A 12,611-nucleotide genomic window follows, 5' to 3' on the forward strand; every position below is an offset into this window, starting at 1 on the left:
TCAAACTGCGCCCTGCCGGTTGGGAAAGCCTCAGGCGAAGCAGGGTCAGTCGTCGGAGAGGAAGGTGTCCTCGATCTTGACGGAAAGGGTGCTGATGTCGAACGGTTTCTGGATGAAGTGCATCCCCTCTTCGACCACGCCGCTCCTTGCCACGAGGTCGGCCGTGTAGCCGGACATGAACAGCACCTTCACCTCGGGAAAGGACGCCTTGATCTCTTGGACCATGTCGTTGCCGCTCATCCCGGGCATGATGACGTCGGTCAGCACCAGGTCGATCCTGTTCTCCCTCCCGGTGCAGATGTCGATCCCCGCCTGGGGGGTGTCGGCAACTATGACGTGATATCCCAGCTCCTCCAGGTAGGACCGGGTAACCGTGCGCACCATGTCGTTGTCCTCGACGAGCAGCACGGTTCCTGTGCCGATCCGGACATCGGTGCACCTCTTCGGGGCTTCCGCCGGGGCGGCGCCGCTGCTGCGGGGGAGGTAGATCTTGAAGGAGGTGCCGTGCCCCGCCTCCGAATAGACGTTGATGAAGCCGCCGTTTTGCCGGACGATGCCGTACACGGTGGCGAGCCCCAGCCCGGTCCCCTTGCCCATCCCCTTGGTCGTGTAGAACGGTTCGAAGACGTGCTCCAGCACCTCTTCTCCCATCCCTACCCCCGTGTCGCTCACGACCAGCTGCACGTAATCGCCAGGGACCGAGTCGCGCAGGTACTGGCAGCTTTTCTGGCTCAGGTGCACGTTGTCCGTGTGGATGGAGAGGACGCCCCCGTCGGGCATGGCGTCGCGGGCGTTGACGGCGAGGTTCACCAGGATCTGGTCGACCTGGGACGGATCCATCTTGACGCTCCAAAGGTCGGCCCCCGGGCGGAAGTTCAGTATGATGCTCTCCTCGATGAGCCTCAGTAGCGTCTTCTGCGTCACGGCGACGAGCTGGTTCAGGTCGATCGGCCGCGGGTCGATGATCTCCTTGCGGGAGAAGGCGAGCAACTGGCGGGTGATCTGGCTGGAGCGCTGCGCCGCGGTGGCGATCTGCTCCAGCGGCTGCCACAGCTCATGCCCCGGGGTGATCTTCATCTGTGCCAGTTGTGCCTGTCCCATGATCACGGTGAGCATGTTGTTGAAGTCGTGGGCCACCCCTCCCGCCAGCCTCCCCACCGATTCCATTTTCAGTGCCTGCCGCAGCTGTTCCTCGGTCTGTTTGCGTTCGGTTATGTCACGCACGGTGGCGATGACGCCGACGATTTCGCCTGCGGCGTTTCTGAGGGGGGCCAGTGTGTCCGAATGCCAAACCGTACGGCCCGAATCGGGGAACTTCAATTCCACCTCGTCGGATTCGACGCCGTCGCCGGAGAGGACCCGCCGCAGCCTCTGGACCACCCCCGCCCGCTCCAGCATCGGAAAGACCTCTTCGGGAAGCCTGCCGATGACCTGCTCCGCGCTAAAGCCGGACAACTCTTCCATGTAACGGTTCCAGACCTGGAAGCGCAGCCCGCGGTCGTAGACGATGATCCCTTCCTGCGCGCTGGCGATGATCTGCTGCACGCGCTCCTCGCTCTCGCGCAGGCACTCCTGGACCTCGAGACTCCTCAGTTGGGTCAGCCCCTGCATCGCGAGGAGTTCGGTCAGGTTGGCGATGAAGAAAAGGTTCTGGTCCAGCCTCTCCTGGCTGATGACCGGGACGCGATCCATGGCAAGCAGGTACGAGGCTTCCTCGAAGCCGTACCGCTCGGCCTGAAGGCGGAAGCGGCCGCGATCGGGAGGTTTCAGGAAGAGCTGACCGGTGAAGATGTTGGCGAGATGATCCCCCTCGATGATGAGCGGGGTGGCTGTGTCGGTGAGCCCCAGGGGGCAGGTGATCTGGACGTGGCGCTGCTGGTCCTGCAGGCCGCTGGTGATTTTCCGGTCGCTTTCGATGCAGAACCGCTCGGTGGTGGGGTTAACGCGGTGGTACCTTGTACAGATGTCCTGCCATCCGGAGCCGGTCAGGATCTTCCCCTCCAGGTCGATGATGGCGGACGGGATCCCGGACACCTCGTAGAGACTGTCGAGGATCGCTTGCAGCTTGGGGATGTCGAGAAGCTCGGCGATGGAGTATTTCATCTGGTCTCGCGTTATCCGCAATGTCATTCAAGTCCGCTATGTAAGAGCCGTCACGGCGTTAGCCTTTATTACTTAATAGAGTATCCGGGAAAAGTGTCAATGAGGGAAAAGGAAGTGGACAAAGGGAAACTTCGTAAAGATGTCGTCCGAGAAGAGTAAGCCCTTTACTTGAGAAAGTCCGTCATGGCGACCTCGGCACACTCGGGGCAGTAACTGTGGCTGAAGAGAACCTCGGAGTGTTCCGAGATGTACGACTCCAACTGGTTCCAGTAGCCCTGGTCGTCGCGGATCTTCTTGCATGTCATGCAGATGGGGAGGAGTCCGGAAAGTTCCTTGACCCTGGAGAGGGCAGCCTGCAATTCCTGGTTCCGGCGCTGCAGTGCCTCTTTCTGGGACCGCAGCTCGAGGTGCACCGCCACCCGGCGGGCGAGGATGGCCGGCTTGATCGGTTTGTTGATGAAATCGACCGCACCCGCCTCGAACCCGCGCGTCTCATCGACCTCCTCGTTGAGCGCTGTGATGAACATGACCGGAATGTCCCGCAGCAGCGGGTCCTGTTTGAGCAGGCGGCACACCTCGTAGCCGTCCATTTCCGGCATCATGATGTCCAAAAGGATCAGGTCGGGAGGGGTGGATTGGACCAGTCGCAGCGCCTCGGCGCCGCTGTTGGCGCCGATGACTTCGTACTCGGATCGAAGCACCTTGTAGAGGATGATGAGATTGTCGATGGTGTCATCTACGACAAGAACGGTTTTTTTACCCACCGGGCCCTCGATGCGACCAGGAAGTCTGCTTACAGACGCTGGTCAATCTGGATGTCCAACTCCTCGCACAGCCTTTGCACTGTCTGCAGGGCTCCGGTGCAGTCGAACTGTCTGATTTGCTGGTTCAGCTGAGACAGCAGGGGAAATTCGGGAACTGCAGAGGCGAGGTCGTTCACCTTGTCCAACACTCCCATGTTTCTCTGCTTTAACAGCGGGATCACGGAAGTAAGTATGTCGGCAAGTTTTGTGATGTCAACACTCCCTGCCGCTTGGGGCGCGGCGGCGCCGGGCGGGGCTTCGTGGTGCACGGGAGACAACTGCAGGCAGCGCTTCAACTCCTGCAGCAAAGACGCAATTTCAACCGGCTTGGGGACGTAGCCGTCGTACCCGAGGTTCAGGAACTGCTCCTGCTGGTTCTTGAGGGCGTGGGCCGTGAGGGCGATGATGGCAGTCCGACCACCGGAGGTCTGCTCCATTTCCCTGATGCGGCGCATCGCCTCGTTGCCGTCCATGGTCGGCATCTCCACGTCCATGAGGATGACATCGAACCGTTTCTCACGCCATTTCCGCAGCACATCTTCCCCGTTGACCGCGGTGTCGAGCTCGTGCCCGAAGCGTTCCAGCAGCCGGGACATGATGTTGCGGTTGGTTTCCTGGTCGTCGGCCAGCAGGATGTGCAGCTTCTCCCCCTCCCATAGCCGCCTGATGTCGCTCCTGGCCGGCGTGCGCGGGTCCTGCCGCTCGTCGGAGCGCCGAAACGGGATCACCATGTGGAAGCTGCTCCCCGCGTCCTTGCGGCTCTCGGCCCAGATCCGTCCCCCCATGAGCTCGACGAGCTTGCTGCTGATGGAAAGCCCAAGCCCGGTGCCGCCGTACTTCCGCGTGGTGGAGCTGTCCTCCTGGCCGAAAGGGGAGAAGATGCGCTCGATGGCCTCGTTTGTGATGCCGATGCCGGTGTCGGTAACGCTGATCCCGAGGACGGCGACCTGTTCGCGATATTCCTGTACGGAGACGGAGATGGTGATCCCTCCCTCCCTGGTGAACTTGATGGCGTTGCCCACGATGTTCAAGAGCACCTGCTTCAGCCTCAGCTGGTCCCCCACCAGGGTTTCGGGCACGTCCTCGGCTATTTCCGGCCTGAGGAAAAGACCCTTCTCCATGACGGAGCTCATCTGGGCCTTGATGACCTCGTAGATGCTGCGCCTGATGCTGAAGCCGTGCAGCTCCAGGTCGATCTTGCCTGCTTCCACCTTGGAAAGGTCGAGGATGTCGTTGATGATGGCGAGCAGCCCTTCGGAGGAGGAGAGGATGCCGTCCACGTACTCCTTCTGCTCCGCGGTGAGGTCGGTGAAGGCGAGCAGCTGGGACATCCCCATGATGCTGTTCATCGGGGTGCGGATCTCGTGGCTCATGTTGGCCAGGAAGTCGCTCTTGGCCCGGTTTGCCGCCTCGGCGCTCTCCCGGGCCAGCACCAGGTCCATCTCGGCCTTTTTGCGATCGGTGATGTCGAAACAGTAGCCGATGTAGCCGGCGAAGCAGCCGTCCACCGCGTCGATGGGGCGGCCGATGTCCAGGATCCAGCGGAACTCCCCGTCATGACGGCGCAGACGGTATTCCATCTCGAAGCTCTCCCGCTTCTCGAAGGCCCCCAGCCAGATGTCGACGCAACGCTTCAGGTCCTCCTGGTGCACCCCCTCGGCCCACCCGCTGCCGTATTCCTGTTCCATGGTCCGGCCGGTGAACGAGAGCCAGGTGTTGTTGAACCAGTCGCACTCCGCCTTTGTGTTGGCGCGCCATATCAGCACCGGTGCCTGCGCCAGGATTTTGAGGTAGTGGTCTGCCAGCATCTGCTCCAGGACGGGACGGCGACCGTCGGAACCGGCCGCGTTGCCGCCCGAGGACGGGTGTGTGTTGGAAGGAATATTGTCTTTAGTTGGCATCTTGAACCTCTGCGCATCCATGCTCGGGTCTAGATCTCTTGCTTGAGTCGATGGGCATTATTATCAGATAATTTGTCGCTCTCAAATAGATTTCTTGCCAGCCCCCTAATTCATATATTGTAGCGCAAAAAAAGAGGTTTATAGTGACCAACGTCTCGGTGATGCCAGTGCGCTATTTCAATTCTTCAATTAATTTATGGTTAAAAACTGAACCCGTACTTTCTCAAGACAGACACAGCCTCGGGCCCTTTGAGGTACCGGATAAAAGCGGCCGCCTCGCTCTTTCCCGCAGCAGACGTCGTGAGCGCCATGGGGTAGCTGATGCGCGGATAGAGCTGCTGCGGCACGGTGAAGAGGATCCGGGCACGCCTTCCCAGCAGGGCGTCGGTGCGGTAGACGAAGGCCCCTTCGACTTCGCCTCGCTCGGCGTACATCATGCTTTCCCTGACGTCCTTGGCGAACACCAGCTTCCCGCTCAGTTGCTGCGTCAGGCCGGCTTTGCTGATGGCCTCGGTTGCGTACTCGCCGGCGGGGACGCTCTTGGGGCTTCCCATGGCGATCCTCCCCAGCGCGGCGAGGTCGTGCATGCCGGTTACCTTTTTCTCGGTGCTGCCGGCGAAGACGAGGGTGTTGCAGGCAAGTGTGTCGCTGGCGGAAACCAGTCTCCTTTGCTTCAGGTAGGTCATCCACTCCTCGTTGGCCGCGATGAAGATGTCGGCCGGGGCGCCGCTCTCGATCTGCTTCGCGAGGGTGCCGGAAGCCCCGTAGTTCGGCACGATCCTGACGCCGGGGTGCGCTTTCGCGAAGCGCTCGGCGAGCTCGTTCACCGCCTCCTTGAGACTGGCGGCGGCAGAAACAGCGACCTCTCCAGCCAGGGCAGGAGCGGAGAGCAGCAACAGGACGAAGAGGGACGAGGCTACCTGGATCAACAGTTTTCTCATGGCGTGCTCCTTTGTTGTCGAAATGGGACGGGTGCGGGAATGTCCGCGGTGTTGGCCGTCGTTGCCCCGGTTACATAACGTGTGCCATCGTTGCCGGTGCAGCCTCATCCTCAATGATGAAGGGTGTTTGGAAGGAAGAACAGGGTGGTCGGCGAGGTGGGGCTGCCGGAAAAAGGGGCAGTTGCCAAGTGATCCGGCAGGGAGCGGGAGCGGAGGGGGCGACGGGAGAAGGAGAAGGCAGGAGAGAAGGCAGGAGAGAAGGCAGGAGAGAAGGCGTGGGGGCGCCGGTGCGACGTTCCCCCCGGTCTCGTTGCCGCGGGGGCGGTTCTAGTAGGTCATGCAGGCGGCGCTCAGGATGCCGGCGGCCAGGGAGAGTGCTCCGAGCAGGATGGCCGGGGCCAGCACGTTGCCGGCGATGGCGCGGCTCAAGTCGGCGAAGAGCAGGCGCAGTACGAGGAACACCAGCAGCTGGACCAGGAGGGCAACGGCGGCCCAGACCAGCATGTCCAGAAACGAGACGCTGTGGGAGATGGCGCTGGCGAGGGATATGACGAATCCAAGCAGCGCGCCTGCGAAGCTGACGGCAGGCGCCACCTTGCCCTCGGCTATCAGTTTGAACTCCGGGTAGGGGGTGATGCGCACGTAGATCACGCAGAAAAGGGCCACCAGCAGTGCTGCAGCCAGCAAATTCAGGAAGTAGCCGTTCACTCCCCCCAGGGACTCCACCACCGTTACCGAATTCATCTCACCCCTCCACGAAGTAGTGCGGCAGGAACCTGCTGCCGTTGGTGGTGATCTCCGTTGCGTCCTCGCGGATGCCGATCCCGGCGGGGTCGCCGTCGATCACCCAGGAGCCGATCACCGGGTAGTTGCCGCCGAAACAGGGGAGCGGCTGGTAGCGCTGCAGGATGCAGCCGTCGCCGCCGTAGCTGCCGGGGGTGCTGAGCACGCCCCCTTCCCGGTGGATCTCGATGTTGCTGCCTTCCCGGGAGAAGAGCGGCTTACGGACAAACTCCCCCTGCATGGGGCGCTCCTCGAAGCTTGCCTGCAAAAGGTTCGGGTGCCCTTCGAACAGATCCCACAGGATGGGGAGAATCCCCTTGTTGCTGAGCACCATCTTCCAGGCGGGCTCCAGCAGACGGATCCTCGCCCGGGTGAGGTGGCGGCCGAACTCCTCGCGGATCATCCACTCCCACGGGTAGAGCTTGAACAGGACCCTGATGGGCGCCTCGTCCAGGTCGACGAAGTCCATCCTGGCGCTGTCCCAGCCGATCTCCTCGATGAAGAGCCTGCGCGTGCGCGCTCCCCCCTGCAGTGCGGTGTCGCGCAGGTATTCCAGGTTGCCCAGGTCCTCGATCGCGTCGCCGGCGCAGGCGAAGTGGACCGGCGTCCGTTCCAGGCCGGGCCAGCGCTGCCAGAAGCGGATCAGCTTTTCGTGGATGGAATTGAACTGGTCGTGGTCGGGGCGGGTCTCCCGAAGCCAGAACCACTGCACCACGCTCGCCTCCAGGAGCGAGGTGGGGGTGTCCGCGTTGTACTCGTACATCTTGGGTGCGCCGTTGCCGTCCCAGACCAGGTCGAAGCGGCCGTAGAGGGTGGGCTCGTCGTTCTCCCAGGAGTCGATCACCTTCGCGGCGAACTCCTTCGGGATACGGAGCTTTGCGAAGAGGTCGCGCCGGATCACCTCCTCCACGGCCTGCAGGCAGAGCGAGTGCAGCTCGGCGGTGGCGACGTCGATCGTGTCGATCTCGGCGCGCGTGAACCGGTAGCAGGCGGACTCGTCCCAGTACGGCGCGCCGTCGATGGTGTGGTAGAGCATGCCCACCGACTCCACCCGTTCCTGCCAATTGTCGCGCGGCGTCACCGCGATCCTTTGCACCGGCTACCCCCCGAAGCCGGCGTGGAAGCCGCCCAGCGAGCCGAAGCCCCCGCGGCTCACGCTGGTCACCCCCATGGCGCGGGTGGCCCTGCCGGTACCGCTGCCGTAGCGCGGCCCGTAGTAGTGCGCCCCGCCTCCATAGCTGCCGCCGCCCGAAGCATTGGCGTCACCGGGGAGTTCACGGCAGGCCGCGTCGCCCCAGTCGTCCTGGCAGTCCTTCTTGTTGGCGTAGAGGTAGTGGTTCTCCTCGCCATAGCTCACGACGGCCAGTGCCCCCATGAGCACCAGGGAGATCTGCAGGGAGCGCCGCGGCAGTAGCTGCGCCGGGACGGCGGCGCTCTCCGGAGCGGTCTTTCCGGCCGAGAGCCGCTCCCAGGTGGAAAGGCGCGGGTAGCCGTCCCGGAAGTAGAACCATGCCACGATCATGAAGAGGTACAGGTCGAGGGCGTTGCCGAACAGGACGAAGAGCGTCAGGCCCAAAGCCGCGACGACCACGGCAACCGTGGCGCAGTAGAAGGCGTTCAGATCCGCGCGCTCCAGCCGGTCCATGACCGGTGCCACCCCTGCCTCGCCGCTGCGGCGGGAGGGGGCGCTCCAGTGCCTGATCAGGAAGAAGCCGGAGACGGCGAGGGCGATGCCGGAGACCCGGATCGGGTAGGCGGGGAGGGAAAGGGCCATCCCCATGAAGACGTTGGAGAGCCCGACGGTGAATATGGCGATGAGGGCGAACAGCAGGAAAAAACCGGCCATGAGACGGTAGCTCCCCGCGGCCTTCATGAACTGGTCCAGGGCGATCTTGCTGCAGCGGGATTCGGTGGCGCCGGAGGTCCGGCCGGTGAAGCTGACATGGTGGACGTCCTGCAGGTAGCCCAAAGTGTCGGCAAAATCATCCTCGCTGATCAGGTACCGGTACACCTTGATCGACTCGCGCGGGTTCTTTTCCGAACCGTGGCAGAGTTTCAGGTCCTGCTGCTTGTTCACGTGCAGCTTCAGGTCGTAGACGGGTATCTCCTGGATGCCCAGGATCCCCTTCTTGTAGATCCGGTCCGGGGTGAGCATGACCTCCTGGGTGAGCAGGCAGTCCGAGCCGATCTCCAGGCAGGCCACCAGGGCGATGACGCAGATGATCTGGAAGACGAAGAAGCCCTCCTCGAGGAAGAGCTGGAAGAAGGGGAACAGGATGAACGGCGTGATGAGCGTGGTGAGCTTGGGCCAGAGCCGGTACCTGATGGTGAGGGTCTCCCCCTCCTGCCAGCCGCGCAGGGAGCGCTCCGGCTGGTCCTGCTGGCCGTCCATCTGCTCGAACTCGATCTTTTCGAAAAGGCCCATGGCACTCCCCGCTGAAGTAATGGCGGACGGAATATATGCCACAGTTCGCATAAAGTAAATAAGCAAAAACGAGGGGGCTCTAATCCGATGGCCGGTGGGGCGGCCCTGTCGCGCGGACTGCGGTCAGCGGTAGGTGGCGAGGATGTATTCGGCGATGAGGCGGGCGTCGGCGTCCGGGATGGTGCCTTGGTCGAAGCGGGCCATCCCGGGGCCGGGGTTGCGCATCCTGGCTATGATGCCGGCGGACGTGGTGATGCCGTTGTCGGCCAGCACGCCGCCGTGCAGGGTCTTCCTGGGATTGATGACGTTGCCGCCGTCGGGGTGGCAGGGGGCGCAGCGCTCCTTGAAGAGCTGTTCGCCGCGTGCGCTGACCGCGGGGGGAGGCCCCGCGGGCGGGGAGTCGGTGCAGCCGGAGAGCAGCGCGAGCATGGCGAAAAGAGCAAGCGCGGGAGGCCCGAGGATCGAGCCCCCCTCCCTGCCTCCCCCCTCCGCGGGGATGAGCAGGAAACGGTGGTGATCGCAACCGCGCGGTGCAGGAGCTGCAGGCCTTACCGTCACGGTGCTAGTCCCTGTACTCGTCGTTGACCGCGCGGGAGACCGGACGGCACTGGACGCCGTAGGCGGTAAGCTCCTTCAGCACCGCCCCCTTCATGCTCTCCACCTGCAGCGATACCTCGTGGGTAAGCTCGGTCCCCATCTCGATGTTTCCCGGCTGCACGCCGATCAGCACCATCTTGCCCGGGGCCTGCCCCATGAGCCGCGCCACCGAAAGGAGGTCCTTGAGCCCCATCTGGTGCGGCGAGATCTTGGTCTCCAGGGCGATCGGGAGTTCCTCCCCGGAGAGCCGCACGCAGGTCCCCGGCTCCTTTCCCGTTTCCACGGCGTCGACCATGATCAGGTGGCTCCTCCCCTCCAGCACCGGGAGGAGGTCGAGCCCAAGGGTCCCGCCGTCGACGATCTCGACGCCCTTGGGGAAGCGGTACTCCCGCTGCAGCTGCTGCACCACCCGGATGCCGACGCCGTCGTCGCCCATCACCACGTTTCCTACGCCAAGCACCAGGACCTTCGGTGCGTTCTTCACGGAGTTAGCCGCCACGTGTTCGTTCTCCTTTTATTAGGTATGATCTCCGCCTCCCGACTCTTACAATTCCCTCTCCCTCCGGGGAGAGGCTTGTGCGATCTTCCGCCCCCCCCGGCTCTTACAATCCCCTCTCCCTCTGGGAGAGGGCTAGGGTGAGGGGATTTTGGCGTCGGGTTTTTGGAGAGGGAATCCAGGAGGTTATTCTCCTTTTTTTACGGTGAACTTGTAACCGCTGAACATGCTGGAGATTTCGCCGCCGTGCTCCTTGATGTCCATCAGCCAAGCGCTGTAGATGTGGTTGATGACGAAGCCGAAAATGAGCCACATCCCGAAATGGTGGGCAAGGCGCATCCCCTGCAGGGAGAAGTGGGAGTACATGAAACCAAGCGACCTGAACATCACCCCCCCGGGTGCATGGGTGGCGTACATGGCGAAGCCGGTGAGGATCATGCCCAGGTAGACCAGAAAGAGCGCGAAATAGGCCGTGGTCGCCAGCGGGTTGTGCCCCACCGTTTCCGGCACCTGGTGCGTTTGCAGCGTGTAGTAGCGTATCATGTGCCGCAGCTTTTCCCTCCCCTTGGCGCTGAACATGGGGAAGAAGGCGCGCCAGCTGGCGTGCTCGTTGCCGATGAAAGACCAGACCACGCGCGAGGCGACGCTCACGGTGAAGGCGTAGGCCGCGACGAAGTGAATCAGGCGGATCCACCCCATGGCGTAGTCGCTGGGGGTGCTCCCGAGCGTGACCGGGTGCCCGATTAGGAAGCCGGTTCCCGACAGGAGCACGATGGCGAGCACGTTGATCCAGTGAAACCAGCGCAGCGGCAGTTCCCAGACGTACTGCTTGAACTTGCAACGATCCGACATGGCCCACCTCCCCTAGGATGCTTTCACCCTGACCATCTCCCTGCCGGTGGCGTCGAGGACGTGCACTGCGCAGGCCAGGCAGGGGTCGAAGGAGTGGATGGTGCGCAGGATCTCCAGCGGCTTTTCCGGGTCCGCGACCGGGGTGCCGAGGAGGGCCGCCTCGTAGGGACCCGCCTGCCCCTTGGCGTCGCGCGGCGACGCGTTCCAGGTGGAGGGGACCACCGCCTGGTAGTTGAGTATCTTCTGGTCCTTGATCTTGATCCAGTGCCCCAGCCCCCCGCGGGGCGCCTCGTGCCAGCCGTAGCCGTGCGCCTCCGCCGGCCAGGTCGCCGGGTCCCACTTCTCGTTGGAGTGGATCCTCAGGTCACCCTTGGCGATGTTGCCGATCAGCTCGTCCAGCCACTTCGGGGCCTGCTGCGCGATCACCAGGCAGTCGATGCCGCGGGCGCCGGTCCGCCCCAGGGTGGAAAAGAGCGCTTCCGGGCCGACCCCCAGTTTCTTCAGCACCATGTCCACCGCAGCCTTGGTCTCCTTGTGACCGGAGACGTAGGCGACCAGCACGCGGGAGAGCGGCCCGACCTCCATCGGTTTCTCCTCGTAGCGCGGCGCCTTGACCCAGGAGTACTTCTTGTCCGTGTCGAGGTACTGGTAGGGGGGCTTCGGACCGGTGTAGTTCGGCTCGGTCGACCCCTCCCAGGGGTGCAGCCCCTTGCCGTCCCCCCCCGCATCCTGGTACCAGGAGTGCTCCACGTGCTCGGTGATCTTCTTCTGGTCCAGCGGCACCACCTTCGAGATGTCCCGGTTCAGGATGGCCCCTCCGGGGAGCCAGGTGTTGCCCGCCGCGTCCGGGAACTCCGGATAGCACATGTAGTTGCCGACCCCGGCGCCGATCGCCGCCCAATCCTTGTAGAAGGAGGCTACCGCCAACAGGTCCGGGATGTAGACCTTCTCCACGAATTCCTGGGCCTTGTGCAGCAGGCGCTTGATCTCGATCAGCTTGTCGGCGTTCAAGGCGTTCTGGGAGTCCGGGTCGATGGGGATCGACATCCCCCCCACCAGGAAGGTCTGCGGGTGCGGGTTCTTGCTCCCGAGAATCGCGTGGATCTTGATGATGTCCTTTTGCCACTCCAGGGCCTCCAGGTAGTGGGCGGTGGCCATGAGGTTCGCCTCCGGCGGGAGCTTGTAGGCGGGATGCCCCCAGTAGGCGTTGGCGAAGGGGCCGAGGCGCCCGGAGCCGACGAAGGCCTTCACCTTGTCCTGCACGGACTTGAAGTAGGTGGGGGAGTTGTTGGGCCAGTCCGAGATGGAGGCGGCCAGCTGCGCGGTCTTCACCGGGTCGGCCTTGAGCCCCGAGGTGATGTCCACCCAGTCCAGGGCGTGCAGGTGGTAGAAGTGGATCACGTGGTCCTGGGTGTTCTGGATGGCGATGATGATGTTGCGGATCAGCTGCGCGTTGGGGGGCACCGGGATCTTCAGCGCGTCCTCGACGGCTCGGATGGAGGCGATCGAGTGCACCGTGGTGCAGACCCCGCAGAAGCGCTGGGTCCAGTACCAGGCGTCGCGCGGGTCGCGATCCTTCAGGATCTTCTCGATGCCGCGGAACATGGTGCCGGAGACCCAGGCGTTGCTGATCCTGCCGCCGGAGACTTCCGCCTCGACGCGCAGGTGCCCTTCGATCCTGGTGATCGGGTCGACAACGATCTTGCTCAT

11 protein-coding genes are annotated in these 12,611 nt (G+C 63.3%); all 11 read right to left on the minus strand.

Going from position 1 to position 12,611, the window contains the following annotated elements:
* Positions 1–45: 45 nt before the first annotated feature.
* A complete protein-coding gene (locus KP003_RS00635; RefSeq protein WP_216790182.1) occupies positions 46–2,103 on the minus strand; it encodes a PocR ligand-binding domain-containing protein in 2,058 nt (685 codons plus the stop codon).
* A gap of 164 nt (positions 2,104–2,267) precedes the next feature.
* The gene (locus tag KP003_RS00640) at positions 2,268–2,867 is read right to left on the minus strand and encodes a response regulator (protein ID WP_216496818.1); all 600 of its coding nucleotides are present in this window, start codon (positions 2,865–2,867) and stop codon (positions 2,268–2,270) included.
* Between the two features lie 29 nt (positions 2,868–2,896).
* Positions 2,897–4,807 carry a PAS domain-containing hybrid sensor histidine kinase/response regulator gene (locus tag KP003_RS00645; RefSeq protein WP_236026657.1) on the minus strand — a complete coding sequence of 637 codons (1,911 nt, stop codon included), beginning with the start codon at positions 4,805–4,807 and terminating at the stop codon, positions 2,897–2,899.
* Between the two features lie 200 nt (positions 4,808–5,007).
* Positions 5,008–5,748, minus strand: coding sequence for a molybdate ABC transporter substrate-binding protein (gene modA / locus KP003_RS00650; protein ID WP_216496816.1), 741 nt, complete (start codon positions 5,746–5,748; stop codon positions 5,008–5,010).
* 327 nt (positions 5,749–6,075) lie between these two features.
* Positions 6,076–6,492 carry a DUF350 domain-containing protein gene (locus tag KP003_RS00655; RefSeq protein ID WP_216496815.1) on the minus strand — a complete coding sequence of 139 codons (417 nt, stop codon included), beginning with the start codon at positions 6,490–6,492 and terminating at the stop codon, positions 6,076–6,078.
* A 1-nt stretch (position 6,493) separates the two neighbouring features.
* Entirely contained in the window at positions 6,494–7,627 is a 1,134-nt protein-coding gene (locus KP003_RS00660) for a glutathionylspermidine synthase family protein (RefSeq protein ID WP_216496814.1), read from the minus strand.
* 3 nt (positions 7,628–7,630) lie between these two features.
* Positions 7,631–8,956 carry a hypothetical protein gene (locus KP003_RS00665; RefSeq protein ID WP_216790184.1) on the minus strand — a complete coding sequence of 442 codons (1,326 nt, stop codon included), beginning with the start codon at positions 8,954–8,956 and terminating at the stop codon, positions 7,631–7,633.
* Between the two features lie 123 nt (positions 8,957–9,079).
* The gene (locus KP003_RS00670; protein ID WP_216790186.1) at positions 9,080–9,514 is read right to left on the minus strand and encodes a c-type cytochrome; all 435 of its coding nucleotides are present in this window, start codon (positions 9,512–9,514) and stop codon (positions 9,080–9,082) included.
* Positions 9,515–9,518: 4 nt separating this feature from the next.
* Positions 9,519–9,989: a HyaD/HybD family hydrogenase maturation endopeptidase gene (locus KP003_RS00675; protein WP_216497187.1), complete on the minus strand. Its 471-nt coding sequence runs from the start codon at positions 9,987–9,989 to the stop codon at positions 9,519–9,521.
* Positions 9,990–10,235: 246 nt separating this feature from the next.
* The gene (gene cybH, locus KP003_RS00680; RefSeq protein WP_216496811.1) at positions 10,236–10,901 is read right to left on the minus strand and encodes a Ni/Fe-hydrogenase, b-type cytochrome subunit; all 666 of its coding nucleotides are present in this window, start codon (positions 10,899–10,901) and stop codon (positions 10,236–10,238) included.
* Positions 10,902–10,913: 12 nt separating this feature from the next.
* Entirely contained in the window at positions 10,914–12,611 is a 1,698-nt protein-coding gene (locus tag KP003_RS00685; protein ID WP_216790188.1) for a nickel-dependent hydrogenase large subunit, read from the minus strand.

It is taken from the genome of Geomonas diazotrophica, from assembly GCF_019063885.1.
GTDB lineage: Bacteria > Desulfobacterota > Desulfuromonadia > Geobacterales > Geobacteraceae > Geomonas > Geomonas diazotrophica.

Excerpts from the sequence above, each read along its gene's own strand:
- KP003_RS00675 (WP_216497187.1), bottom strand. The coding sequence starts at position 9,989 with ATGGGCGACGACGGCGTCGGCATCCGGGTGGTGCAGCAGCTGCAGCGG.
- KP003_RS00655 (WP_216496815.1), bottom strand. The coding sequence starts at position 6,492 with ATGAATTCGGTAACGGTGGTGGAGTCCCTGGGGGGAGTGAACGGCTAC.
- cybH (WP_216496811.1), bottom strand. The coding sequence starts at position 10,901 with ATGTCGGATCGTTGCAAGTTCAAGCAGTACGTCTGGGAACTGCCGCTG.
- KP003_RS00635 (WP_216790182.1), bottom strand. The coding sequence starts at position 2,103 with ATGAAATACTCCATCGCCGAGCTTCTCGACATCCCCAAGCTGCAAGCG.
- KP003_RS00665 (WP_216790184.1), bottom strand. The coding sequence starts at position 8,956 with ATGGGCCTTTTCGAAAAGATCGAGTTCGAGCAGATGGACGGCCAGCAG.
- KP003_RS00645 (WP_236026657.1), bottom strand. The coding sequence starts at position 4,807 with ATGCCAACTAAAGACAATATTCCTTCCAACACACACCCGTCCTCGGGC.
- KP003_RS00685 (WP_216790188.1), bottom strand. The coding sequence starts at position 12,611 with ATGAGCAAGATCGTTGTCGACCCGATCACCAGGATCGAAGGGCACCTG.
- modA (WP_216496816.1), bottom strand. The coding sequence starts at position 5,748 with ATGAGAAAACTGTTGATCCAGGTAGCCTCGTCCCTCTTCGTCCTGTTG.